We start from the raw sequence: 23,462 nt of genomic DNA, 5'->3' as shown, positions 1-23,462 counted from the left end.
AAATTTTCTTTGGGCTCTGTGGTCACACTGGCCACAAGTGGGGCGATTCTGTCGGGGTATCGAACTAATGTTCGATACATGTTGGACGCGCTGGACGACGTACTGACCGCCTGGGACAAGGTGGCGGCGTTGCCGGCGGTCGACATGGCAGCACCCGAGCTGTTGCTCGCGCTCGAACGAGTCGAGCGGCTGCGCCGGCTGCTGCCCGCGGTCGAACACACGGTCCTGACACAGCTGCAATCCCAAACCACTCCCATCGCCGTGGGCGCCAAATCCTGGCGAACTGTACTCACCCACCGGCTCGGCATCAGCAGCACCGACGCCACCCGCCGACTGACTGACGCTGCCGAGCTGGGACCGCGGCAATCCCTTATCGGAGAACCGCTTTCACCGGCCCTGCCTGCGACTGCCGCCGCGCAAGCTCGTGGAGAAATCGGCGCCGACCACGTAGCCGTGATCCGGTCCTTCATGGACCATCTCCCCGCAGCGGTCGACGGGGCAACGCGCGAGCATGCCGAAGCTCAGCTGGGCGGCCTGGCTGGCGGGCTCACTCCGGAAGCACTGCGCAAACTCGCTCATCAGCTGATGGCCATGATCAACCAGGACGGCAGCCTCGACGACGAACGCGACCAGGCCCGCAAACGCGGGATCACCGTCGGGCCACAGCAAGTCGACGGGATGAGCAGGATCTCCGGCTGGGCGGATCCGGAATTGCGGGCGGCTCTGGATGCCGCCAATGCGAAGCTCGCCGGGCCGGGTTACTGCAACCCCGACGATGAAACACCCTGCGTGGACGGCACACCGAGCGAACAACAGATCACCAGAGACATGCGCTCGGCCGCCCAACGCACCCACGATGCACTCAAGACGGTGTGTTTGGCGATGCTCTCGTCGGGTCAGCTCGGTCAGCACAACGGGTTGCCTGTCACCATCGTCGTTACCACCACGCTCGAGCAGCTGACGTCTGCCGCCGGGCTGGCGCATACCGGTGGTGGCACCTACCTGCCCATGCCGACGGTCATCCGGATGGCTGCCCGTGCGCACCCCTATTTGACGGTGTTCGAGTCACCGCGAGAGATCAAGCTCTACTACGGGCGCACCCGGCGTACCGCCTCTCCCGGACAACGGCTCGCGCTCTACGCCATTGACAGGGGCTGCGCGAAACCCGACTGCACCGCACCCGCTTACCACACCCAAGTCCACCATGCCGTCCGCGACTTCGCCGACGGCGGCAACACCGACATCAACGAACTCACCTTGGCCTGCGGCTGCGATAACCGCATGGTCAACACCGGGCCCGCCGGCTGGACCACACGAAAACGTCGACGGGACAACAGAACCGAATGGATACCACCACCGCACCTCGATCGCGGGCAATCCCGGGTGAACTACTTCCATCACCCGGAGGAGCTGCTCTGCTGAAGGCGTGCCACCCAGGCGACGGCCTCGTCGACGCTGCCCACCGCGGTCACCCGCGCGGGCAGTGGCGGCCGGTCGATCATCACCACCGTCACGCCCAGGTCATGCGCGGCTTGCAGCTTGGCCTCGGTCAGCGCTCCCCCGCTGTTCTTGGTCACCAGCACGTCGATCTTGTTGTCCCGCAACAGTGTGTACTCATCGTCATAGCCGTACGGCCCGCGGGACAGCAGCACCTCGTGATTGCGCGGCAGCACCTCCGCATCGGGCGGCGTCACGACCCTTATCAGGAACCACGCGTCGCTGTCGGTGAACGGCTTGACCCCGGAGCGGCCGGTGGTAAGGAACACTCGTGAAAAGCCTTGCGCCGAGACGAACTCAGCGGCCTCGATGTCGGAGGCCACCCGCACCGCATCGGTAGCGTCCCAGGCGGGGCGGGACAGTACCAGGTGCGGTAGATCGAGTTCAACGCACACCTGCGCGGCGTGTGCAGTCATGGTGGCGGCGAACGGGTGGGTGGCGTCAACGACGGCATCGATGTCGTTGTCGCGCAGCCACTGTCGCAGGCCGTCCACTCCGCCGAAGCCGCCGATGCGGACCGGACCGACCGGCAGCGCAGGATCGGGCACCCGGCCGGCGAGCGAACTGACGATCTCCTGGCCCGGGTGCAACCGTGCCGCCAGCGCCCGCGCCTCCCCCGTGCCGCCGAGCAGCAGGATGCGCATCAGTGCTGGCTGCCGCGGGTGCGGCCCGACGAGTACAGGTAACTGTCGGTAAACCCTTCGGCGGCAAGCACATCACCGACGATGATCACCGCGGTCTTGGTGATGCCGGCGTCGTGCATCTTCTCGGCGATGTCGCCCAGCGTGCCACGCAGCACCACTTCCCGTGGCCAGCTCGCGAAGGCCACCACCGCGACGGGCGTATCGGCGCGGTAGCCACCGTCGCGGAGCTGCGGCACAATCGCGTCGATTCGGTGCGCGGCCAGGTGCAACACCAGCGTCGATCCCGGCTTACTGAGCGTGATCAGGTCTTCACCCTCGGGCATCGCAGTCGACAGAGTGGACACCCGGCTCAGCGTGACGGTCTGCGCCACCCCGGGCACAGTCAGCTCTCGGCCGAGCGCCGCGGCGGCAGCCGCGAATGCCGGGACGCCGGGCACGATGTCGTAGGCGATGCCGAGTGCGTCGAGGTGCCGGCACTGCTCGGCCAGCGCGCTGTAGATCGCGGGATCACCGGAGTGCAACCGCGCCACGTCCAGGCCGGCGGCATCGGCAGCGACGAGCTCGGCGATGATCTGCTCGAGTGTCAGCGGGCCGGTGTCGACGACCCTGGCATCGGCGGGACACAGCGCCAACAGATCGTCGGGCATGATCGAGCCGGCATACAGGCAGACCGGGCACTGTTGCAGCAGTCGCTGGCCGCGCACGGTGATCAGATCGGCCGCACCCGGGCCGGCGCCGATGAAGTAGACGGTCACTGCTTGGTCACCACCCACTGGGTGATGGGCCGTGCAGGGCGCCAGCTGGCGAAGCCGCCCAGGGGCTCGGCCTCGTAGTGCTGGAATTTCCGCAGCTCACCACCGAGCCGTGAATACCATTGGACAAGAAGCGCTTCGGATTCGAGGGTGACCGCGTTGGCGACGAGCCTTCCACCGACCGGTAGGTGTTCCCAACAGGCCTCCAGCAGACCAGGGCTGGTGAGGCCGCCGCCGATGAAGATGGCTGACGGGCGGGCCACCCCGTCGACGCCGCCGTCACTTAGCCGGGTGTCGCCAAATGCTTCGGGCGCTTCGCCGTGCACCTCGATATCGACGACATGCGAGACCGCATTGAGTCCAACGAACATACGGCGATGCTCATCGCGCTCGAACGCGACGGCGGTGCAGTCGGGCCACGCGCGGCACCACTCGACCGAGATGCTGCCCGATCCGGCACCGACATCCCATAGTCGCTCACCTGGTTTGGGCGCGAGTGCCGCCAGGGTCGCCAAGCGAATGGGTTGTTTGGTGATCTGCCCGTCGTTGGTGAACGCGGTGTCGGGCAGCAGCCATACCGGGTCCTCGGGGAGATAGCGGATCGCGATCACGTGGAGGTCGTCTATGTCAGACGGCGGATCGTCAGCCCATTTCGTTGCGGTGCCGTCGTGGCGGCGTTCAGCCGCGCCGCCGAGTTGCTCAAGGACAATGAGCTCAGAATCGCCGCGGCCGTGGTTGTGCAGCTCGATGGCCACGGCTCGCACGTCAGGTGCGCCGCTGGACAACACCACCGCCTGACCACCGCGGCGCACCGCCGCCCGCGGCTGTGCGGTCATCAAACTGATCACCTCGGTGTCCTGCACCGACCAGCCGAGCCGAGCGCACGCCAGCGTCACACTCGACACATGCGGCATCACCCGCACCCGGTCGGCGCCGCACAGGCGAATCAGCGAGGATCCGACCCCGTGCAACATCGGGTCGCCACTGGCCACCACGTGCACGTCACCGTCGAAGTCGCGTACTGCCTGCAGTCCACCCAGAAACGGCTTACCCCATTCCCGGCGCTCGGCGGTGACCGACTCGTCGAGCAGATCGAGCTGCCGCTGAGCGCCGTAAATGACTGCCGCCCGGCGTAATTCGGCGCTGGACGCCGGCGCCAGCCCTGCCATGCCGTCGGCGCCGATCCCCACCACAGTGATCATCGCGGCAACCTCCGCCACACAGACCTGGGCGTCATCCGGAATGCGAACGCCAACAACCGAAGTGGCGCGGGCACCCACACCTCGCTGCGCCCCTTGCGCAACGCGCGGGCCGCCGCGTCGGCCACCTTCGCCGGTGTACTCGACAGCGGCGCGGGATCCATGCCCTCGGTCATCCGGCCGATCACGAACCCCGGCCGCACGAGCAACAGCCGCACCCCGGTCCCGTGCAGTGCATCGGCCAGTCCCGACGCAAAGGCGTCCAGGCCGGCTTTGGCCGAGCCGTAAACATAGTTCGCGCGGCGCGCCCGCACTCCGGCGATCGAGGAGAACACCACGAGCGCTCCCCGGTCGGCCGCGCGCATCGCAGAAGACAGGTGGGTCAGGAGGCTGATCTGTGCGACGTAGTCGGTCTGCACCACCGCAATGGCGTGCGCGGCGTAGGCTTCGGCGCGGGTCTGATCGCCCAGGATCCCGAAGGCCAATACTGCCGTGCCGATCGGACCGTGCTCGGCCACCAGCCGCTGGACCAGCGGGCCATGCAACCCCATTTCGTCGGCGTCGAACTCGACGGTGTGCACCGCCGTCGCTCCAGCCATCCGCACCGCGCTGACCTGCTCGTCGAGCTGATCCGCGCGCCGCGCCGCCAGCACCACGGTCACTCCCGGCGCCAACCGCTGAGCCAGTTCGACGCCGATCTCGCTGCGGCCGCCGAGAATCACGACCGGACCGGCCCCCGTGTCATCCACGGCTGCGATTATCCACTGCAGTAGCGTGGACCCCGATGGCGAACTCAACGACCCGACTGACCAGCGATGCGCTGGCATTCCTCACCGAACGCCACCTCGCGATGCTCACGACACTGCGCGCCGACAACTCACCGCACGTGGTGGCGGTCGGCTTCACCTTCGATCCCAAGACCCATATCGCCCGGGTGATCACCAGCGACGGCTCACAGAAGGCGATCAACGCCGAGCGATCCGGCGTGGGGGTGCTGTCCCAGGTCGACGGCGCCCGGTGGCTGTCGTTGGAGGGCCAGGCCAGCGTCAACCGCGATCCGGCCGCGGTCCGCGACGCCGAACTCCGCTACGCCCAGCGCTACCGCACACCACGCGTCAACCCGAAGCGCGTCGTCATCGAGGTGCACATCACCCGCGTGCTCGGCTCCTCCGGCCTGCTCGACCACAAGAGCTAAACCGGCACCACCGTCAACCCGTGCGGGCCGGCGTTGATCGGCTCCGCCCCGTCAGCGGTGACGATCACGATGTCCTCGATGCGGGCGCCCCAGCGGCCCGGGAAGTAGATGCCCGGCTCCACCGAGAACGCCATGCCCTCGGCCAGCGGCAAGTCGTTGCCCGCCACGATGTAGGGCTCCTCGTGGACCGACAGCCCGATCCCGTGCCCGGTGCGGTGGACGAAGTACTCGGCCAGCCCGGCTTCGGCCAGCACGTCGCGGGCGGCGGCGTCGACCTGCTCGGCCGTCACACCGGGTCGCACGAATTCGACAGCGGCGGCCTGCGCGCGCTGCAACACCGCATACTGCTCGGCGATCTCGGCGCTCGGTTCGCCGAGGCTGTAGGTGCGGGTGCAGTCGGAGTTGTACCCGGGCGCATACGGGCCGCCGATGTCGACGACGACGATGTCCCCGGCCTGCAGAACCCGATCGGACTGTTCGTGATGCGGGTCGGCGCCGTGCGGACCGGACCCGACGATGATGAATGCCACCTCTGAATGGCCCTCGGCGACAATGGCTTTGGCGATGTCGCCGGCCACGTCGGCTTCGGTGCGGCCCGGCACCAGAAACTCCGGCACCCGGGCATGCACTCGGTCGATCGCGGCACCGGCCTTGCGCAGCGCGTCGATCTCGGCCGGGTCCTTGATCATCCGCAACGATCGCAGCACATCGGTGGCGAGCACCGGAACCGCGCCGAGGCGTTCGGCCAGCGGCAGCAGATGCAGCGCCGGCATCGAATCGGTCACCGCGATGCGCGCATGACCGCCGAGCGCAACTGCCACCAGATCGTACGGATCGTCACCGTCCACCCAATCCTGGACGTTCAGGCCGAGTTCGACGATGGCGGAGTCCTTCAGCGATGCCAGTTCCAACCGCGGCACCACCACGGTCGGCGCGCCGGTTGCCGGAATCACCAACGCGGTCAGCCGCTCGAAGGTCTGCGCCGCGGAGCCGACGAGGTAGCGCAGGTCGTATCCCGGGGTGATCACCAATCCGGCCACCCCGGCGTCGGAGGCCGCCGCTGCGGCGGCGGAGAGCCGGCGGGCATACACGTCACTGCTGAATCGGCTGGCGGCGCTCATGCCAGCCACGCTAGCGGCAGGCATACGATGACGCGATGCTGCGCGACATCCGTGAGCTCGCCGACGACCCCGCGGCCTACGCCGCCGAACTCAACCGGCGCTGGGGCGGGCTACTCAGCTATCGCTATCTGGGCCGCAGTTACTCGTCGATGGACGTCGGCGCCCAGGACACCGTGGCGATCCGACACGATATGCGCAACCCGGCAGGCGGCCTGTACCTGGCGGTGCTGGGCATCGTCTCCCCCGACAGCGGGCTGGTCTCCGACCTCGAGGCAGTGCCCAATCCGGTGATCCACTCCATCCAGGTCGTCGACCCCGGCCACGGCGTTCGCCGCATCGAGATCCAGTCCGAGGACCTCAAGCGGGGCAGGCAGATGGCCTACAGCCGATCGCGAATCGTCGACGCCGACAACCCCTCTCGCGTGCTCGCGCTCAACGAGGGCCAGGGCGTCAGCATCGGCGTTCCGCCCGAGGGCCTGGGCAAGATGGAGCTCAACCCGATCGAGGTCGTTGACTCTCCCGACCTCCCGCCGCTGTGGCAGGTGTTCGGCGCCACTCGCCGCCCCGACGGCAGGTGGGCGATGCCGGAGCTGTCGGTCGAGGTGGCCTCCCCGGACGCCGCGCTGCACGTCGGGCCCCAGTTCGTGCTGTTGGAGACCGCAGCGCTTGACGCGGCGGCCGCCGTCGCGGGCACCGACCGACTGCAGGGACTCAGTTCGCACGTGATGTTCCTGGCGCGCGGCAAGGTTGGGCCGTTCCGCGCCGACACCGAGCCGATCCGCGGCGCGGACGGCGCCATCGCGGTGCGCGTCACGGTGCACGACGAGGGCGCCGGCGACAAGGCGATCACCACGGGTTCGTACCTGTTCCGCTACGACGGATAGCTGGCGATCTCGACCAGGTTTCCCTCGGGGTCGCGGCAGTAGTAGGACGTCATCGCGCCGAGCGCACCGGTTTTCGGGACCGGTCCCTCGGTGATCGGCACCCCTTCGTCGCGCAGATGCGCCGCGACGTCGTCAGGCGATGCGGTGGTGATAAAACACAGATCCAGCGAGCCGGGTGAATCCACCACTCCCGTCGGCCAGTTCGACGCTCCGGTGGGCCGCAGGTTGAGTTTCTGATCGCCGAAACGCAGCGCAACCCGGTTTCCCGAAAACACCTCGCGGCGCATGCCGAGCACGCGGACGTACCAGTCGGCGACGGTCTCCACGTCGCGGCAATTGAGCACCACGTGGTCGATCCGCTCGATGGCCAACGACATACTCCGACGCTACTGGCAGGATGGCTCGCATGTCTGCACCGGTGTTGCTGCTCGACGGCGCGAGCATGTGGTTTCGTTCGTTCTTCGGGGTGCCCTCGTCGATCACCGCGCCTGACGGCAGGCCGGTCAACGCCGTGCGCGGCTTTCTGGACAGTGTGGCCACGCTGATCACCCGGGAACGCCCTGGGCGGCTGGTGGTGTGCCTGGACCTGGACTGGCGCCCGCAGTTCCGGGTCGATGCGATCCCGTCGTACAAGGCGCACCGGGTCGCCGAGGAAATGCCAAGCGGTGAAACGGATCTGGAAGAGGTCCCCGACGAGCTGAGCCATCAGGTCGAGATGATCATGGAGCTACTCGACGCGTTCGGCATCGCCACCGCGGGCGCCGAAGGCTATGAGGCCGACGATGTGCTGGGAACCCTGGCCGCCGCCGAGCAACGTGATCCCGTCGTCGTGGTCAGCGGTGACCGCGATCTGCTGCAGTTGGTGGGCGACGACCCGGTCGCGGTACGAGTGCTGTATCTGGGTCGCGGACTGTCGAACGCGACGATGTTCGGGCCGACCGAGGTCGCCGAGAAGTATGGCGTGCCGGTGCACCGGGCGGGCACCGCCTACGCGGAATTGGCTCTGCTGCGCGGTGATCCGTCCGACGGCCTGCCCGGGGTGCCGGGTGTCGGCGAGAAGACGGCGGCCACCCTGCTGTCGCAATACGGTTCGCTCGAAGACATCCTGGCCGCCGCGCACGACCCGAAATCGAAGCTGTCCAAGGCTTTTCGCAGCAAGATCCTCGCGGCGACCGACTACATCGAGGCCGCCGGTCCGGTCGTCCTGGTGGCCCGCGACGCACCGGTGGAGTTCAGCACCGACCACGACCGCCTACCGTTGGCAGCAGCCGACCCGTCGCGCGTCGCGGAACTGGCCCACGCCTACGGCGTCGGTTCGTCGATCGGGCGCCTGCAGAAAGCCTTGGACGCGCTCGACTAGCTACTCAGGCGCATGACGCCGCCGAGCGGCTACTTCGGCCGGCCGACCTCGTAGGTGCCCTTGTCGTCCTGGAACGTCACCGTCACCTGGCGCTTGGTGCCGTCGATGCTCACCTCGCAGGTGAACGTGTCACCCTTCTTGACCGTCGGGTTCTGACCGTTGTTGCACTTGACGTCCTTGACGTTCTTCGCGCCGTAGCCGTTGGTCTCGTCGGTGAGGATGTTCTGCACGCCCTGCTGGGCCTTGCCGATGTCGAGCTTGGTCGTCACGAAGAAGCCGGGCTTCCAGAAGCCCAACACCAGCACGACGGCCACGACGATCGCGGCCAGCACGCCGATGACGGTGAACAGCACCGCTGAGGACTTCTTGGCGGCGTCGTCGCCGGGCTGCGAGTATTGCGCGTACTGCCCGGGCTGGTTCGGGTCACCCGGGTACTGGCCTGGCTGCTGCGGGTATTGACCGGTCTGCGGGTACTGGCCGTACTGCGGCTGCCCGTACTGCGGGTACTGCTGCGGCTGACCCGGCTGCCCGTAGGTGGCCGGGTTGTACTCGGTCGGCTGCTGGTAGGGCTGCTGCGGGTACTGCTGCCCCGGCTGCTGGCCGTACTGCGGGTACTGCTGCGGCGTGTAGGCGGGCGGCTGCCAGGCCGGCGGTTGCTCACCGGACGGCTGCTGCCACGCCGGGGTCTCGCTGCCGGTGGGCTGCTGCTCGGAGCCGGAGGCAGGCTGATCCTGACCTTGCCCGGGCTGAGCCTGCCAGGGATTAGGTTCAGATCCCTGCGGTCCGCTCATCGTCTCTCCTTGATCTGGTAGCGATTCGCCGCCCCCACCGTAGCGTTTGCATGAGCCTACCCGCCATCAACAGCGACGACGCCGCGCCGGATGTCGTCGATGGCGCGTTTCGCAGTCTTGCGCAGCCCGGCTTCCGGGCCGGCATTACGGACCTGGTCGAGCAGATCGAGCACTTGGCGGCACCACCGGACGAAATCGCCCGCAGGCAGCGGCGTACCGGCACCGGCAACGTCGGAGGCGTCCAGGGCCGCCGCGAGGTCGCCGGTCGTTGCCCAGCGGTACATGGCGGCGACGAAGCCCTCGTCGGGCTCGCGGGTTGGGCTGATCCGGTGGCGGTTCTCGTCGGCGCGCAACTGCCCCGACATCCGGCGCATCTCGACCAGTGCTCGGCGCACGTTGGCGGTCGGCATCTCGATCGCGTGGTGCGGGGTGGGGCCGTCGCTGCCCCGGGCCTCGAACACCACCGCCGACAGCGCGGCGGCCAGCTCAGCCGGGGCCAGTCCCTTCCAGACACCCTTGCGCAGGCATTCGGCGACCAGCAGATCGCTCTCGTTGTAGATACGGGCGAGCAGACGGCCGTCGGCCGTCACCGCGGGCTGGCCGTCGTCATCGACCGCGATGAATCCGCGTTCGGTCAGCAATCCCACGATCCGGTCGAAGGTCCGCGCGAGCGAGTTCGTCGCCGCACTGACCTTCTTGCGGATCTGGTCGTTGTCGCGCTCGACCCGCAGAAAGCGCTCGCCGATGCGGACTTTCGCTTCCCGGTCGGCGATGGCGTGCGCGGAATGCTTGCGCATCGACTCCCGCAAGGTCAGCAGTTCGGGATCGATATCGGGGGCGTCCTCGGCGTCGCCGCGCCGTTTCCGGGTCGACGGCACCCGCAGCCCGGACGCCGCCGACAGCAGCGCCGACGCCAGGTCACGGCGTACCCGCGGCTGCCGGTGCTCGACGCGTTTCGGCAACGTCATCGACCCGATCGCGGCGGCCGCCCCGGCGAAATCTGCCGAGGAAACCCTTCCCGCCCAACGGTTTTCGGTCAGCACCAGCGGACGCGGATCGGACGTCTCGTTGGCCGCCTCCAACACCACGGCCAGGCCGCCCCGGCGGCCCTGTGTGATGTTGATGATGTCACCGCGCCGCAGCGCCGCCAACGCATCGGTGGTCGCCTGCCTGCGCTGTAACCGCGAGGCCCGCGACTGGGCCCGCTCCCGCTCGCTGATCTTGGCGCGCAGCCGCACGTACTCGATCATCGGGGGCTCCGCGTCGGGATGCTTGCGGCGGTTCCAGCCCAGCTCCCCGGCGATATCGTCGAGCATCTTCTCGCCGCGCTCGACTCCCCGCACCAGACCCACGACCGACCGATCGGCCTGATACTGCGCGAAGGACCGCTCCAACAGCTGGTGGGCCTGTTCCGGGCCCATTTGGTTCACCAGGTTGATCGTCATGTTGTACGACGGCGCGAACGAGCTCCGCAGCGGGAAGGTCCGCGTGGACGCCAGGCCGGCGACCTCGGCGGGTTCGACGTCCGGATGCCACAGCACGACGGCGTGGCCCTCGATGTCGATGCCGCGCCGCCCCGCACGCCCGGTCAGCTGGGTGTACTCCCCCGGGGTCAGCGGCATGTGCTGTTCGCCGTTGAATTTGACCAGCTTCTCCAGCACCACCGTGCGGGCCGGCATGTTGATGCCCAGCGCCAGCGTCTCGGTCGCGAACACCGCCTTGACCAGGCCGGCGGTAAACAGCTCCTCGACGGTGTGCCGGAAGATCGGCAGCATCCCGGCGTGGTGGGCGGCCAACCCTCTCAAAAGACCCTCGCGCCATTCGTAATAGTCCAGCACCGCCAGGTCCGCGTCGGCGAGATCGCCGCAGCGCCGGTCGATCACCTCGGCGATCCGCACCCGGTCCTCGTCGCTGGTCAGCCGCAGCGGACTGCGCAGGCACTGCTTGACCGCGGCGTCGCAGCCGGCGCGGGAGAAGATGAACGTGATCGCCGGCAGGAGTCCCTCGCGGTCCAGTGAGGCGATCACATCGGGCCGCGATGGCGGGCGGTACAGACCCGACCCACCGTAGCGGCGCGACGGCCCACGGCGACGGGGTTCCCAGTCGGTCAGCCGTTCGGCCTCGCGCCGGTGCGCGATATGGCGGATCAGGTCCGGGTCGACCAGATGCTGCTTGCCTTCCCGGTCGTAGTCGAACAGATCGAACAGTCGCTTGCCCACCAGCACGTGCTGCCACAACGGAACCGGCCGGTGCTCGTCGACGACGACGGTGGTGTCACCCCGCACGGTCTGGATCCACCCGCCGAACTCCTCGGCATTGCTCACCGTCGCCGACAGGCTGACCAGTCGCACGTCGTCGGGCAGGTGAAGAATGACTTCCTCCCACACCGCGCCGCGCATCCGGTCGGCCAGGAAGTGCACCTCGTCCATCACCACGTGCGAAAGCCCGTGCAAGGCATCAGAACCGGCGTACAGCATGTTGCGCAGCACCTCGGTGGTCATCACCACCACGGGCGCGTCACCGTTGACCGACTGGTCGCCGGTCAGCAATCCGATGTTCTCCGCGCCGTAGCGGCGCACCAGATCGTTGTGCTTCTGGTTGCTCAGCGCCTTGATCGGCGTGGTGTAGAAGCACTTTCGACCGGCTGCAAGCGCCAGGTGCACGGCGAATTCGCCGACCACCGTCTTGCCCGCGCCGGTCGGGGCGCACACCAGCACCCCATGGCCGCGCTCGAGGGCCTCACACGCCTGCACCTGGAACGGATCGAGCCGGAACGTCAGCAGCTCCGTGAACTGCTGAAGCTGCTTCCCCGGGTCGCTGCGCTCCTGCCCGCCGGAAGGCTGGCTAGGTGATGTCGTCATGCTGTGCCGCATACGTCGCCGGGGCGGCCACCGGTTCGGGCGCCTCGATGGGCGCTGCCTGCTCGTCGGGGATTTCGGCCTGCGCCTCGCGCTTGGCCTTGCGTCGGTCGTGCACCCGGGCGATCTGGATGGCGAACTCCAGCAGCAACGTGAGCGCGAGGCCGAGCGCCAGCATCGAGAACGGGTCCGACCCGGGCGTGGCGAAGGCGGCGAACACGAACACCCCGAAGATCAGGCCGCGGCGCCAGGACTTGAGCTTCGCATACGACAGCACGCCGATCAGGTTCAGCATGATGATCAGCAACGGGAATTCGAAACTGACGCCGAAGATCAGCAGCAGGTTGATCAGGAACCCGAAGTACTGGTCGCCGGAGAGCGCGGTCACCTGGACGTCGCTGCCGACCGTCAGCAGGAAGTGCAGGGCCTTGGACAGCACGAAGTACGCCAGCACCGTGCCCGCGACGAACAGGAGCGCGGCGAAGAAGACGAACACCGACGCGAAGCGCCGCTCGTTGCGGTACAGGCCGGGGGTGATGAACGCCCACAACTGATACAGCCACACCGGGCAGGCCAGCACGATGCCGGCGGTCAGACCAACCTTGAGCCGCAACATGAACTGGTCGAACGGCGCGGTGGCCAGCAACCGGCAGCCACCGTCGGCACTGATGTCGGCGCGCGCCGACTGCGGCAGCGAGCAGTACGGCTCGCGCAGCCATTCACCCAGGCTCTCCAGACCGAGGAACCCGTGGCTGTACCAGAGGAATCCGACGACCGTGGTCAGCGCGACGGCACCCATCGCGATCAGCAGGCGGTATCGCAGCTCCCGGATGTGGTCGACGAGAGACATCGTCCCGTCCGGGTTGACGCGGCTACGGCGTTGTCGAGGATCCAGCCGCGACAGAAGTTTAGGGGTGCGCACGGCAGCGGCTAACTACGGGCGTGTGGACGCCCCTGAGTCGTCGGTTCAGGCCGGTTTGGCGTCGGTGTGGCTCTGGGCCGGCGGAGTCACCGGGGCCTCGACGCGCTCGGACTGCACCTGAGTTGGCGGCTGCGCGGGCGTGACGGGAGTGTCCGTCTTGTGCTCGCTCTGCAGCTCCTTGACCTCTGACTTGAAGATTCGCATCGACTTGCCCAGCGAGCGGGCGGCATCAGGCAACCTCTTCGACCCGAAGAGCAGCACGACCACCGCGATGAGAATCAGCCAGTGCCACGGTTGTAGAGCACCCAATTTGGTCACCTCCAGAAGTTGCTTCGATGCTACCGCAGGTCCAGCTCGCCGTAGGCGTCCAACGCCGCGGCCGCACCCTCGCGCACCCGGGTCACCAGCGAGTCCGGGCCCAGAACCCGGACCTCGGCGCCGAATCCGAGCAACAGGCGACACATCCACTCCTCGGAGGCGTACGTCATCGAGGCCTTGCGGTAGCCGTCGGGCAGCTCCTCGAGGATGCGCATCGGGTAGTACTCGAGCATCCACGATGCCGTCGGCGCCAGCAGCAGCGTCGCCGCCGGGAGCGACGGGTCGGCATCGAACAGCGACGTGTCCGGCGGCGCCTGCACCGCCGGTTCCGGCGGGATAGCGGCCTGGTCGAGCACCGTTGCCTCCACGATCCGGTCCAGCCGGAACAACCGCACCCCCTCGGCGTCGCGGGCCCAGGCGTGCAGATAGCTGTGGTCGCCGACCAGCAGCACCCGGATCGGGTCCACCACGCGGCTGGTCAGGGTGTCACGGGAGGCGGAGTAGTACTCGATGTTCAGGGCGCGGCCGTCGCGGACTGCGGCCCGCACCGCCGCGGCGGTGTCGCTCTCAATGGGCGCTCGCTCCTCCACCGCGGCCACCGCGTGGGTGTGATCGTGGCCGACGGTGCCCGCCGCCGACTCGATCTTCGCGATCGCCGACAGCGCGGCCTGCGGATCGACGACACCCGGGATGTCGACCAGCGCCCGCAGGGCCACCAGCAGCCCGGTCGCCTCCGGCGAGGTCAGCCGCAGCGGCTCATCCATGCCCGCGGAGAACGTGACCTTGATCGAGTCGCCGGAGAACTCGAAGTCGATCAGGTCGCCGGGTCCGTAGCCGGGCAGGCCGCACATCCAGAGCTGATCGAGATCCTGCTGGAGTTGCTTACGAGTCACGCCCAGATCGGCGGCGGCCTCGTCGTAGGTGATGCTCGGATTCGCCTTGAGGTAGGGCACCATATTGAGCAGCCGCACCAGGCGCGTCGAAACGGGGGTCATGCTTGCACCCCCGCGTGGGCTCGCAACCTCGCGAGGACGTCGTCGCGCAAGGCGGCCGGCTCCAGGATCAACGCATCGGCCCCGTACCCGGCGACCTCGCGGGCGAGCCGGTCGCGGGTGCCGATGTCGATCTCGATCACCTCGCCGCTGCGCCCGCCGATGGTGCGGCTACCCGTCGATTTCCCGTTGCGCCGCAATGACATTGCTTTTCCGTCGGCAACCCACACCGATGCCTGCACCCCGCTGGGTGCTTCGCCGATGGCCCGGTCGACGATCGCCCGCAGGTCGACACCGTCCGGCCGGGTGACCGATCCGGGCGCCCCAACGGTTTTAATGTCGGCACCGATGCGCGAGAGCCGAAACGTTCTGGTGGCGTTGCGATCCCGATCGTGTCCGACCAGGTACCAGCGGCCCCGGTCGGTGATCACCCCCCACGGCTCCACCGTGCGGACGGTGTAGGGGTCGGTGGGCAGCGATCGGTGCCGGAACTGCACGGGCTGACCGGAATCGATGGCGGACAACAGGTTTCCCAGGACGTCCTCCGAGCCGCGCAAGCCGGGCGGCCCCGAGGCGGTGGTGATCGCGACGGCGGCATCGGGATCGACGTCGACGCCGGCGGCCCGCAGCTTCAGCAGCGCGCCCTGGGTGGCGGTGATCAGCTCCGGCGACTCCCACAGCTGAGTCGCGATCGCGACCGCGCCCGCCTCCTCGTCGGTCAGTTCGATATCGGGCAGCGCGTAGGCGTCGCGGTTGATCCGGTACCCCTCGGTCGGGTCGAACGACGACACCCGTCCGGTCTCCAGCGGAATGCCCAGATCGCGCAACTCGTTCTTGTCACGCTCGAACATGCGGGAAAACGCCTCATCGCTGGGGCTCTCGGCGTAGCCGGCCACGCTCGCGCGGATGCGGTCCGCGGTGATATAGCCGTGCGTGGACAGCAGCGCGATGACGAGGTTCATCAACCGCTCGACTTTGGATGTCGCCACTCGGAAAACCTTAGCGGGAAACGACGCGCCGCCCTTGCGGCGCGCTCGTCACATGCTCGCGATGAGCCGCTTCACCCGCTCGTCGACCGAGCGGAACGGGTCCTTGCACAGCACGGTGCGCTGGGCCTGGTCGTTGAGCTTGAGGTGCACCCAGTCGACGGTAAAATCGCGGCCGGCCTCCTGGGCGGCGCTGATGAACTCACCGCGCAGCTTGGCCCGGGTGGTCTGCGGCGGGGTGTCCACCGCGGCCTCGATCTCTTCGTCGGTGGTGATCCGGGTCGCCAGGCCCTTGCGCTGCAGCAGGTCGAACACGCCGCGGCCACGCTTGATGTCGTGGTAGGCCAGGTCGAGCTGGCTGATCTTCGGGTCGGACAGCTCCATGCTGTAGCGGTCCTGGTAGCGCTGGAACAGCTTGCGCTTGATCACCCAGTCGATCTCGGTGTCCACCTTCGCGAAGTCCTGGCTCTCGACCGCGTCGAGCTGACGGCCCCACAGGTCGACCACCTGGTCGATCTGGGTGTTCGGCTCACGGGTCTGCAGGTACTCCACCGCGCGGGCGTAGTACTCGCGCTGAATGTCCAGGGCGCTGGCCTGCCGGCCGCCCGCCAGCCGTACCGGACGGCGTCCGGTCAGGTCGTGGCTGACCTCCCGGATGGCACGAATCGGGTTGTCCAGCGAGAAGTCCCGGAACGCGACCCCGGCCTCGATCATCTCCAGCACCAGCGAGGCGGTGCCGACCTTGAGCATGGTCGTCGCTTCGCACATGTTGGAGTCGCCGACGATCACGTGCAGCCGGCGGTACTTCTCGGCATCGGCGTGCGGTTCGTCGCGGGTATTGATGATCGGGCGCGAGCGGGTGGTGGCGCTCGAGACGCCTTCCCAGATGTGCTCGGCTCGCTGGGACAGGCAGAAGGTGGCCGCCTTGGGCGTCTGCAACACCTTGCCCGCACCGCAGATCAGTTGGCGGGTGACCAGGAACGGCAGCAGCACATCGGAGATCCGGGAGAACTCGCCGGCGCGCACGATGAGGTAGTTCTCGTGGCAGCCGTAGGAGTTTCCGGCGGAGTCGGTGTTGTTCTTGAACAGGTAGATGTCCCCGCCGATGCCTTCGTCGGCCAGTCGCTGCTCAGCGTCGATGAGCAGGTCTTCGAGCACCCGTTCACCGGCGCGGTCATGTGTGACCAGCTGCGTCAGGTTGTCGCACTCGGCGGTGGCGTACTCCGGGTGGCTTCCCACGTCGAGGTACAGGCGCGCGCCGTTGCGCAGGAACACGTTCGAGCTGCGGCCCCACGACACCACCCGGCGGAACAGGTACCGGGCGACCTCGTCGGGACTGAGCCGACGATGGCCGTGGAACGTGCAGGTGACACCGAATTCGGTTTCGATGCCCATGATTCTCCGCTGCACGACACCGAGCCTACTGGTTGCGCTGCGCCAGTGGTGGGCAAGCAGGCGGCGAAACACGTTCAAAATCCCTGTGGATTGCCGAATATCCGCTCGCGCCGACCGTGTCAGCATGAGCCGTGACCGAGCGCGTCGTCGTCGATTCCGCAGCGGTGGGCGCGCTGGTGGACCGACTGACACGCACCGCAGCCGAGCTCGGCGGTGTCGCGATCCCGGGCATCGACGCGATGCCCGGTTCTGCGCTGGGCGCGTCGACCGCACCGGCGCGCGTCGCTGCTGAAGTGCACCGACTCGACCTGGCCCTGCAGGATTGGGTTTGCTCGGTCCGCCGGTCGGTGCACGAACTCGGTGCCGCCGATGACGTCGCCGCGGGCCAGCTCGGGCAGCGATGAGCCGGCCGACGGTTTCGCAGGTGTCCACTTGGCGACCGCAGGCACTCCTCGAACTGGCCGGCGCGTGGGACGACGCAGCCGGGCGGTTGCAAGCGCAGGCGGACGCTGTTGACGATTCGGTGACGCACAGCTCGGGCGTGTTCGCCGGTTCGGCCGCCGGCGCCGCCCGAGAGGCGATCGGCCCGACCGCCGCGGGCCTGCGTGGAGTGTGCCGGGCCTTGATCCTGGCCGCGGCTGAGGCTCGGGATGCCGCCGATGTCATCACTCGTGGACGTGACCGGGTCCTGGCGGTGGTGGCCGACGCCCGCGACGAAGGATGTGCCGTCGGCGATGACGGGACGGTTGCTCCGCCGTCTGCACCGTCGGCGCTGCTGGTGGCCTGCAGCGGTGGATCGGATTCGGTCGCCCACACAATGCTCGACGTGCGCGCGGCCGAACTGACTCGCGTTCTGCAGGGCGCGTTGTCATCGCTCGGGGCGGCCGACGCCGAGGCCGCGGCGGCGATCGATGCGGCATTCGACACCGCAATTCCCGGGGCGGCGCCGGTTCGGCCGGCAGGACTCACCGGAAGCTCCGTCGGCGACTGGCCGCACATGAGCCAGGTCAGCATCAACGCCTCGATCGCGGGGATGTCTGACTCCGAGCGCCGTCGGCTCGTCGAGAGCAGGCCCCAGGAGGTGGGCAACACCGATGGCATCCCCTGGGAGATGCGCATCGCGGCCAACCGGATCAACATCGCCAACGCGATACTCGACGAACGCCGCCGCATCGATGTGCCCGACGACGTGAAGTTGCGCGCCGCGGTCGCGCCCACGTTGGAACCGGCTGACGCCGAACGACTTTGGGCAACTCTGCACGCCGATCCGGCGATGCGTGCCTCGGCTGTCTCGGCGTACGACCGGGACGCACGGGACCGCATCGCCTACTACGAAAGTCTGCTCGCCGACGTTCCCGATTCCCTGGACCGCGACGGTCGGGTGCCGCGCCAGATCTTGGCGTTCGACCCGCAGCGGCAGTCGTTCATCGAGTTGTCGGGTGACCTGAGGCGAGCGCACGCCCTCGCGGTGCTGGTTCCCGGGCTCAACACCACCTTCGAGGGAGCGAACGACGATGTCGCCACCGCGCGACGCTTCGTGGCCGGGTCGACGGGAGACATCGCGATGATCACCTATCTCGGTGGGCCGTTCCCGACCGGTCAACTGGCCGCCGGCGTGGCCGACGCCGCCGATCCTCGCTATGCCCTGCACATGGCGCCGCGACTGGTGGCGTTCAGCGAAGACGTTGACCGCCGGGCCGGATCGATGCCGGTGACCTACCTCGGCCACTCCTATGGCGGGTCGATCCTGGGTAGCGCCGAGCATCTCGGGCTGACCGCCGATCGAGTGATCTATGTCGAGGCTGCGGGTGCCGGTGTTGGCGTGTGGGATACGTCGGATTGGCACAACCGCAACCCCGACGTTCTGCGGTTCTCCCTCACCGCACCGGGCGATCCGATCGGTCTCGTCCAAGGCATCCCGAGGGGCCCGCACGGCGCGGACCCCGACGGGCTGCCCGGCGTGATTCCGCTGGCGCCCGGACGCCGCCTCGGCGGCAGACCGATGGGTGGCCTGTCGTCACACAGCGACGTGCTCAACGAGCCGTCCGATGCCTGGCGCAACATCGTGGCCGTGATCACCGGCGACCGCGAGCACATTCGGGTGGCGGGTTAGCCGCGCGCCTGCTCGACAAAAAACCGTGCCGCCCTGCGGATCGACTCCTCGACAGGCTCGGGGTGCCAGCCCAATTCACGTTCGGCCTTGCCGTGGTCCAGCGGCGACATCAACTGCGCCATCCGCAATCCCACCACGGCGAACGGCAGGTCTCGGCGCAACAACTTCGACGCGAGATCGTTGGCATGGGCGGCGGCATACAGCACCGGCATCGGGATCTTGATCCGCGGACGCGCCACCCCGACGGCATCGGCGGCGATCTCGTGTACCGCCCGGGTGCTGAGGTAACGATCGGAGATGATGTAGCGCTCCCCCGGCCGGCCATGCTGAGCCGCCAGAAGCATTGCGCGCGCGGCGTCTTCGATACCGACGACCTCGGAGGAGAAGTCGAGATAGAACGGGAACCGGCCGGCGGCGACCTGCGCGATGAGGGAACCATGCGGCGTCGGCTGCCAGTCACCGGGCCCGTAGGTGGTCGAGATGCACATCGCGACGGCGGGCAGCCCCTTGTCACGGGCATAGCGCAACACCAGATCCTCGGCTTGCACGCGAGCCTCGATGTACGGGCCACCGCCGGTCCAATTGTGCGGATCGTCCTCGGTGACCGGGCGACTGTCACTGACCGCCAAAGTGCCCGTGGTGCTGGTGAATACGAACTTCGTGAGGTTGGCCTCGACGGCAGCGTCGAGCACGTGCCGCAGTCCTTCGACGTTGGTGCGGAACAACGGTGCCGGGTCGCGCAACCACATCCGCGCATCGACCACGCAGTAGTACACGACGTCGCAACCGCTCATGGCCGCGCGCAGGGCGTCGTCGTCGAACACGTCGCCGTAGTGCCGTTCGACGTCGAGATCGTCGATCGCCTTCGTCGAGCTGGTCTTGCGCAGCATCACCCGCACGTTCGCGCCACTGGCCACCAGTTGGCGCGTCACATGCGAGCCGAGGAACCCGCTGGCGCCGATGACGAGCTGCGTCAGGAGCTTTCCTCCGCGGCAGGCTCGGTCTTCGGCAGCAGCGCTTCCAACGCCGAGCCGGTGATGCGCCGGAATGCCCGTCGCGGCCGCTTGGCGTCGAGGATCGCCACCTCGAGGGTGGAGGGGCCGAGCACCCGTGGCTCAGCCGACGACGTCCCGCTGCCGCCGGTGCCGTTGATGCCGGCCCGCAGTGCCTCGACGGCGATACCGACCGCGTCGCCGAGTGTGGCGTTCTCGGAGTAGGACTCCTTGAGCGCGGCGATGATCGGATCGGTGGTGCCGCCCATGGCGACGTAATGCGGCTCGTCGGCGATCGAGCCGTCATAGGTGATGCGGTAGAGCTCAGGGGCTTTCGTCTCGCCGTAGTGGGCCACCTCGGCCACACAAAGCTCCACCTCGTAGGGCTTGGCCTGCTCGGTGAAGATCGTGCCGAGGGTCTGCGCGTACACGTTGGCGAGCTGACGACCGGTCACATCGCGACGGTCGTAGGCGTAGCCGCGGGTGTCGGCGAACTGGATTCCGCCGCGGCGCAGGTTGTCGAACTCGTTGAACCGGCCCACCGCCGCGAAGCCGACCCGGTCGTACAGCTCGCTGATCTTCTGCAGCGAGCGCGACGGATTCTCCGCGACGAACAGCACACCGGAGTCGTAGGCGAGCACGACCACACTGCGCCCACGGGCAATGCCCTTGCGCGCGAGCTCGGAACGCTCACGCATCGCCTGCTCAGGCGAGATGAAATATGGGAAGCTCACTTAGTCCACCCGAGGTGCTTCGTTGCTGGGTCCCGTGCCGGGACCGAATGTGTTTGTCCTGGAACGACTCTCGATAACCTCACGTGCGAGCGCCGAGATCCGCTGCTCGGTCACCTCGGCGGCGCCTTCGGCCTCGATGGTGACGGCGGTCGGGAAGATGCCGCGCACCAGATCGGGGCCGCCGGTCGCCGAGTCGTCGTCGGCCGCGTCATAGAGGGCCTCGACCGCCGCCCGCAACGCCGAATCCGCGTCGGTCACACCGGAATAGAGCTTCTTCAGCGACGACCTGGCGAACAGCGAGCCGGAGCCGACCGAGTGATAACCCTCATCCTCGATGTTCCAGCCGCCGGCCGCGTCGAACGAGACGATCCGCCCGGCCGCTTCCGGATTCGCATCATCGAGGTCGTAACCCACCAACAGCGGGAGTGCCACGAATCCCTGCAGTGCCGCACCGAGATTGCCGCGCACCATGGTGGAGAGCCGGTTCACCTTGCCGGGGAACGTCAGCGGGACGCCCTCGACCTTCTCGTAGTGCTCCAACTCGACGGCGTAGAGGCGGGCGAATTCGACGGCGATCGCCGCGGTGCCCGCGATGCCGGTGGCCGTGTAGTCGTCGGTGATGTACACCTTCTGCACGTCGCGGCTCGCGATCATGTTGCCCTGGGTGGCACGGCGATCACCGGCGATCAGCACACCGCCCGGGTAGCGCAGCGCGACGATCGTGGTGCCGTGCGGCAGTGCGTCACCCGGCAGCGCACCGCTCCCACCGGCGCCGGTGGGCAGTAGGTGCGGGGCTTCGCGCCGCAGATGATCAGAGAACGAAGACAGATCGGTCAGGGGTGAACTGGTGGCCAGGCGATCAGAGAACGGCCAGGTCACTGTCCGCCCTTTTGGACGTATGCGCGCACGAAGTCCTCAGCGTTCTCTTCCAGGACGTCATCGATCTCGTCCAGCAGATCGTCGGTCTCCTCAGCGAGCTTGTCGCGACGCTCTTGCCCGCCGGCACCGGTGCTGCCGAGGTCGTCATCCTCGCCGCCACCGCCGCCACGCTTGGTCTGCTCTTGAGCCATCGCTGCCTCCTGCTCGTGATGCGTTCTTCCACACTACCGGTCGAGACCGGTATTGCTCGGTCTAACGAACGTCAGGTCGTCAGTTGTTCCACGAGTTGCACTGCGCTGTCGACCGAATCGAGCAGCGCGCCCACATGCGCTTTGCTGCCGCGCAGCGGCTCGAGGGTCGGGATCCGCACCAGTGAATCGCCGCCCAGATCGAAGATCACCGAGTCCCAACTGGCCGCCGCGATATCGGCGCCGAAGCGTCGCAGACACTCGCCGCGGAAGTACGCCCTGGTATCGGTCGGCGGGTTGTCGACGGCGTCGAGCACCTGCTGTTCGGTGACCAGACGCTTCATCGAACCGCGTGCCACCAACCGGTTGTACAGGCCCTTGTCGAGCCGGACATCGGAGTACTGCAGATCGACCAGATGCAGGCGCGGTGCCGACCAGCCGAGGTTCTCGCGCTGCCGAAAGCCCTCCAGGAGGCGCAGCTTGGCCGGCCAGTCGAGCAGCTCGGCGCATTCCATTGGATCGCGTTCCAGCAGGTCAAGGATTTGCGCCCAGGTCTCGACGACCTGCGAGGCACTCGGATCCGGGTCGCGGGCGTCGACCAGCTTGGCCACCCGGTCCAGGTAGATCCGCTGGATGGCCAGCGCGGTCAATTCCCGGCCATCGGCGAGTGCCACCGTCGCACGCAGCGACGGATCCCGGCTGATGACGTGGACGGCGTGCACCGGCCGCGCCAGCGCCAGATCCGAAAGATCGAGGCCGAATTTCGGGCCTTCCTCGATCAGGTCCAGGACCAGCGACGTCGTGCCCACCTTGAGATACGTCGACGTTTCGGCGAGATTCGCGTCCCCGATGATGACGTGCAGACGGCGGTACTTGTCAGCGTCGGCGTGCGGCTCGTCGCGGGTGTTGATGATGCCGCGCTTGAGAGTGGTCTCCAGGCCGACCTCGACCTCGATGTAGTCGGCACGCTGGGACAGCTGAAAGCCCGGTTCGTCACCGGACGGCCCGATGCCGACCCGACCCGAACCGGTCACGACCTGGCGCGACACCATGAACGGCGTCAGCCCCGAGATCACCGCCGAGAACGGCGTCTGACGGCTCATCAGGTAGTTCTCGTGCGACCCGTAGGACGCACCCTTGCCGTCGACGTTGTTCTTGTACAGCTGCAGCTTGGCCGCGCCGGGCACGCTGGCCACATGCCGCGCCGCGGCCTCCATGACGCGTTCGCCAGCCTTGTCCCAGATCACGGCGTCCATCGGGTCGGTGACCTCGGGTGCCGAGTACTCCGGGTGCGCGTGGTCGACATAGAGCCGCGCCCCGTTGGTGAGGATCATGTTCGCCGCGCCGACCTCGTCGGCGTCGACGATCGGTGGCGGGCCCGAGGAGCGGCTGAGGTCGAATCCGCGCGCGTCTCGCAGCGGCGACTCCACCTCGTAGTCCCACCGGGTCCGCTTGGCCCGCTGGATGCCGGCGGCCGCGGCGTAGGCCAGCACAGCCTGCGTGGAGGTCAGGATCGGATTGGCGGTCGGATCGGACGGCGAAGAGATGCCGTACTCGACCTCGGTTCCGATGATCCTTTGCATGGGCGCCAGCCTAGCGGGGTGTGTTGCGCGCCTGCCGCGTGGACGGTCCCACTTCCGGC

The 23,462-nt window shown here is 67.9% G+C and carries 24 protein-coding genes; 6 read left to right on the top strand and 18 right to left on the bottom strand.

Translation table 11 applies throughout. From position 1 onward, the window contains the following. Nucleotides 1-78 precede the first annotated feature (78 nt). Nucleotides 79-1,422, top strand: coding sequence for an HNH endonuclease signature motif containing protein (locus K0O64_RS14115; RefSeq protein ID WP_220046438.1), 1,344 nt, complete (start codon nucleotides 79-81; stop codon nucleotides 1,420-1,422). Here K0O64_RS14115 and K0O64_RS14110 read toward each other — a convergent pair. The 4 genes from K0O64_RS14110 to K0O64_RS14095 are packed head-to-tail and all read right to left on the bottom strand — an operon-like array spanning nucleotide 1,398 to nucleotide 4,841. After that, entirely contained in the window at nucleotides 1,398-2,141 is a 744-nt protein-coding gene (locus K0O64_RS14110; protein ID WP_071944937.1) for a cobalt-precorrin-6A reductase, read from the bottom strand. The genes K0O64_RS14115 and K0O64_RS14110 overlap by 25 nt on opposite strands. After that, nucleotides 2,141-2,896: a precorrin-4 C(11)-methyltransferase gene (gene cobM, locus K0O64_RS14105; RefSeq protein WP_071949857.1), complete on the bottom strand. Its 756-nt coding sequence runs from the start codon at nucleotides 2,894-2,896 to the stop codon at nucleotides 2,141-2,143. Before cobM ends, K0O64_RS14110 begins: the two co-directional genes overlap by 1 nt. Further along, a complete protein-coding gene (gene cbiE, locus K0O64_RS14100; RefSeq protein WP_220046437.1) occupies nucleotides 2,893-4,095 on the bottom strand; it encodes a precorrin-6y C5,15-methyltransferase (decarboxylating) subunit CbiE in 1,203 nt (400 codons plus the stop codon). The genes cobM and cbiE overlap by 4 nt, the downstream gene beginning before the upstream one ends. Continuing rightward, on the bottom strand, nucleotides 4,092-4,841 hold the full coding sequence (locus K0O64_RS14095) for an SDR family NAD(P)-dependent oxidoreductase (RefSeq protein ID WP_220046436.1): 750 nt from the start codon (nucleotides 4,839-4,841) through the stop codon (nucleotides 4,092-4,094). Before K0O64_RS14095 ends, cbiE begins: the two co-directional genes overlap by 4 nt. A 35-nt stretch (nucleotides 4,842-4,876) precedes the next feature. On the opposite strand from K0O64_RS14095, the gene K0O64_RS14090 reads away from it, so the two are divergent. Continuing rightward, nucleotides 4,877-5,287, top strand: a complete 411-nt coding sequence (locus K0O64_RS14090; RefSeq protein WP_071944940.1) for a F420-dependent biliverdin reductase — start codon at nucleotides 4,877-4,879, stop codon at nucleotides 5,285-5,287. On the opposite strand, the gene K0O64_RS14085 is transcribed toward K0O64_RS14090, so the two are convergent. Beyond that, nucleotides 5,284-6,408: a M24 family metallopeptidase gene (locus K0O64_RS14085; protein WP_220046435.1), complete on the bottom strand. Its 1,125-nt coding sequence runs from the start codon at nucleotides 6,406-6,408 to the stop codon at nucleotides 5,284-5,286. The genes K0O64_RS14090 and K0O64_RS14085 overlap by 4 nt on opposite strands. A gap of 35 nt (nucleotides 6,409-6,443) precedes the next feature. On the opposite strand from K0O64_RS14085, the gene K0O64_RS14080 reads away from it, so the two are divergent. Then, complete coding sequence (locus K0O64_RS14080; protein ID WP_071944944.1) at nucleotides 6,444-7,292, top strand: hypothetical protein; 849 nt, start codon at nucleotides 6,444-6,446, stop codon at nucleotides 7,290-7,292. Here the strand turns inward: K0O64_RS14080 and K0O64_RS14075 are convergent. Continuing rightward, nucleotides 7,280-7,669, bottom strand: coding sequence for a VOC family protein (locus tag K0O64_RS14075; RefSeq protein ID WP_071944946.1), 390 nt, complete (start codon nucleotides 7,667-7,669; stop codon nucleotides 7,280-7,282). The two genes, K0O64_RS14080 and K0O64_RS14075, sit on opposite strands and share 13 nt — an antisense overlap. A 29-nt stretch (nucleotides 7,670-7,698) precedes the next feature. On the opposite strand from K0O64_RS14075, the gene K0O64_RS14070 reads away from it, so the two are divergent. Further along, nucleotides 7,699-8,652, top strand: a complete 954-nt coding sequence (locus tag K0O64_RS14070; RefSeq protein ID WP_220046434.1) for a 5'-3' exonuclease — start codon at nucleotides 7,699-7,701, stop codon at nucleotides 8,650-8,652. Nucleotides 8,653-8,681: 29 nt separating this feature from the next. On the opposite strand, the gene K0O64_RS14065 is transcribed toward K0O64_RS14070, so the two are convergent. From K0O64_RS14065 to pafA, 7 genes are read right to left on the bottom strand one after another with little or no spacing between them, the layout of a single operon-like run. Continuing rightward, entirely contained in the window at nucleotides 8,682-9,443 is a 762-nt protein-coding gene (locus K0O64_RS14065) for a DUF4333 domain-containing protein (RefSeq protein WP_220046433.1), read from the bottom strand. Between the two features lie 56 nt (nucleotides 9,444-9,499). Beyond that, nucleotides 9,500-12,304, bottom strand: a complete 2,805-nt coding sequence (locus K0O64_RS14060) for a DEAD/DEAH box helicase (protein WP_083542910.1) — start codon at nucleotides 12,302-12,304, stop codon at nucleotides 9,500-9,502. Further along, nucleotides 12,288-13,223, bottom strand: a complete 936-nt coding sequence (gene tatC / locus K0O64_RS14055; RefSeq protein WP_071944952.1) for a twin-arginine translocase subunit TatC — start codon at nucleotides 13,221-13,223, stop codon at nucleotides 12,288-12,290. Before tatC ends, K0O64_RS14060 begins: the two co-directional genes overlap by 17 nt. Nucleotides 13,224-13,268: 45 nt before the next feature. After that, the gene (gene tatA, locus K0O64_RS14050) at nucleotides 13,269-13,532 is read right to left on the bottom strand and encodes a Sec-independent protein translocase subunit TatA (RefSeq protein WP_071949860.1); all 264 of its coding nucleotides are present in this window, start codon (nucleotides 13,530-13,532) and stop codon (nucleotides 13,269-13,271) included. Between the two features lie 29 nt (nucleotides 13,533-13,561). Beyond that, the gene (locus K0O64_RS14045; protein ID WP_220046432.1) at nucleotides 13,562-14,536 is read right to left on the bottom strand and encodes a helix-turn-helix transcriptional regulator; all 975 of its coding nucleotides are present in this window, start codon (nucleotides 14,534-14,536) and stop codon (nucleotides 13,562-13,564) included. Beyond that, on the bottom strand, nucleotides 14,533-15,522 hold the full coding sequence (locus K0O64_RS14040) for a helix-turn-helix transcriptional regulator (protein ID WP_220046431.1): 990 nt from the start codon (nucleotides 15,520-15,522) through the stop codon (nucleotides 14,533-14,535). Before K0O64_RS14040 ends, K0O64_RS14045 begins: the two co-directional genes overlap by 4 nt. A 48-nt stretch (nucleotides 15,523-15,570) precedes the next feature. Further along, nucleotides 15,571-16,929 carry a Pup--protein ligase gene (gene pafA / locus K0O64_RS14035; RefSeq protein ID WP_096312858.1) on the bottom strand — a complete coding sequence of 453 codons (1,359 nt, stop codon included), beginning with the start codon at nucleotides 16,927-16,929 and terminating at the stop codon, nucleotides 15,571-15,573. 116 nt (nucleotides 16,930-17,045) lie between these two features. On the opposite strand from pafA, the gene K0O64_RS14030 reads away from it, so the two are divergent. Beyond that, entirely contained in the window at nucleotides 17,046-17,318 is a 273-nt protein-coding gene (locus K0O64_RS14030) for a DUF7162 family protein (RefSeq protein ID WP_071944960.1), read from the top strand. Beyond that, nucleotides 17,315-19,027 (top strand): alpha/beta hydrolase, encoded by a 1,713-nt coding sequence (locus K0O64_RS14025; RefSeq protein ID WP_220046430.1) that lies wholly within the window; start codon nucleotides 17,315-17,317, stop codon nucleotides 19,025-19,027. Before K0O64_RS14030 ends, K0O64_RS14025 begins: the two co-directional genes overlap by 4 nt. Here the strand turns inward: K0O64_RS14025 and K0O64_RS14020 are convergent. The 5 genes from K0O64_RS14020 to dop all read right to left on the bottom strand — a co-directional run bounded on the left by K0O64_RS14020 (nucleotide 19,024) and on the right by dop (nucleotide 23,403). Then, nucleotides 19,024-20,004, bottom strand: a complete 981-nt coding sequence (locus K0O64_RS14020) for an NAD-dependent epimerase/dehydratase family protein (protein ID WP_225933748.1) — start codon at nucleotides 20,002-20,004, stop codon at nucleotides 19,024-19,026. The genes K0O64_RS14025 and K0O64_RS14020 overlap by 4 nt on opposite strands. Further along, entirely contained in the window at nucleotides 20,001-20,753 is a 753-nt protein-coding gene (gene prcA / locus K0O64_RS14015; RefSeq protein WP_220046429.1) for a proteasome subunit alpha, read from the bottom strand. Before prcA ends, K0O64_RS14020 begins: the two co-directional genes overlap by 4 nt. Next, on the bottom strand, nucleotides 20,754-21,632 hold the full coding sequence (prcB, locus tag K0O64_RS14010) for a proteasome subunit beta (RefSeq protein WP_220046428.1): 879 nt from the start codon (nucleotides 21,630-21,632) through the stop codon (nucleotides 20,754-20,756). Beyond that, on the bottom strand, nucleotides 21,629-21,823 hold the full coding sequence (locus K0O64_RS14005) for a ubiquitin-like protein Pup (protein ID WP_036337615.1): 195 nt from the start codon (nucleotides 21,821-21,823) through the stop codon (nucleotides 21,629-21,631). The genes prcB and K0O64_RS14005 overlap by 4 nt, the downstream gene beginning before the upstream one ends. A 71-nt stretch (nucleotides 21,824-21,894) precedes the next feature. Next, the gene (gene dop / locus K0O64_RS14000) at nucleotides 21,895-23,403 is read right to left on the bottom strand and encodes a depupylase/deamidase Dop (protein WP_220046427.1); all 1,509 of its coding nucleotides are present in this window, start codon (nucleotides 23,401-23,403) and stop codon (nucleotides 21,895-21,897) included. Nucleotides 23,404-23,462: the final 59 nt, after the last annotated feature.

This window comes from Mycolicibacterium pallens, from assembly GCF_019456675.1.
GTDB lineage: Bacteria > Actinomycetota > Actinomycetes > Mycobacteriales > Mycobacteriaceae > Mycobacterium > Mycobacterium crocinum.
Note: the sequence above shows the minus strand (reverse complement) of the source record. Positions and strands in the feature narration are given on the sequence as shown.

Excerpts from the sequence above, each read along its gene's own strand:
- K0O64_RS14115 (WP_220046438.1), top strand. The coding sequence starts at position 79 with ATGTTGGACGCGCTGGACGACGTACTGACCGCCTGGGACAAGGTGGCG.
- K0O64_RS14110 (WP_071944937.1), bottom strand. The coding sequence starts at position 2,141 with ATGCGCATCCTGCTGCTCGGCGGCACGGGGGAGGCGCGGGCGCTGGCG.
- cbiE (WP_220046437.1), bottom strand. The coding sequence starts at position 4,095 with ATGATCACTGTGGTGGGGATCGGCGCCGACGGCATGGCAGGGCTGGCG.
- K0O64_RS14090 (WP_071944940.1), top strand. The coding sequence starts at position 4,877 with ATGGCGAACTCAACGACCCGACTGACCAGCGATGCGCTGGCATTCCTC.
- K0O64_RS14085 (WP_220046435.1), bottom strand. The coding sequence starts at position 6,408 with ATGAGCGCCGCCAGCCGATTCAGCAGTGACGTGTATGCCCGCCGGCTC.
- K0O64_RS14080 (WP_071944944.1), top strand. The coding sequence starts at position 6,444 with ATGCTGCGCGACATCCGTGAGCTCGCCGACGACCCCGCGGCCTACGCC.
- K0O64_RS14075 (WP_071944946.1), bottom strand. The coding sequence starts at position 7,669 with ATGTCGTTGGCCATCGAGCGGATCGACCACGTGGTGCTCAATTGCCGC.
- K0O64_RS14070 (WP_220046434.1), top strand. The coding sequence starts at position 7,699 with ATGTCTGCACCGGTGTTGCTGCTCGACGGCGCGAGCATGTGGTTTCGT.
- K0O64_RS14065 (WP_220046433.1), bottom strand. The coding sequence starts at position 9,443 with ATGAGCGGACCGCAGGGATCTGAACCTAATCCCTGGCAGGCTCAGCCC.
- K0O64_RS14060 (WP_083542910.1), bottom strand. The coding sequence starts at position 12,304 with ATGACGACATCACCTAGCCAGCCTTCCGGCGGGCAGGAGCGCAGCGAC.
- K0O64_RS14045 (WP_220046432.1), bottom strand. The coding sequence starts at position 14,536 with ATGACCCCCGTTTCGACGCGCCTGGTGCGGCTGCTCAATATGGTGCCC.
- K0O64_RS14025 (WP_220046430.1), top strand. The coding sequence starts at position 17,315 with ATGAGCCGGCCGACGGTTTCGCAGGTGTCCACTTGGCGACCGCAGGCA.
- K0O64_RS14005 (WP_036337615.1), bottom strand. The coding sequence starts at position 21,823 with ATGGCTCAAGAGCAGACCAAGCGTGGCGGCGGTGGCGGCGAGGATGAC.
- dop (WP_220046427.1), bottom strand. The coding sequence starts at position 23,403 with ATGCAAAGGATCATCGGAACCGAGGTCGAGTACGGCATCTCTTCGCCG.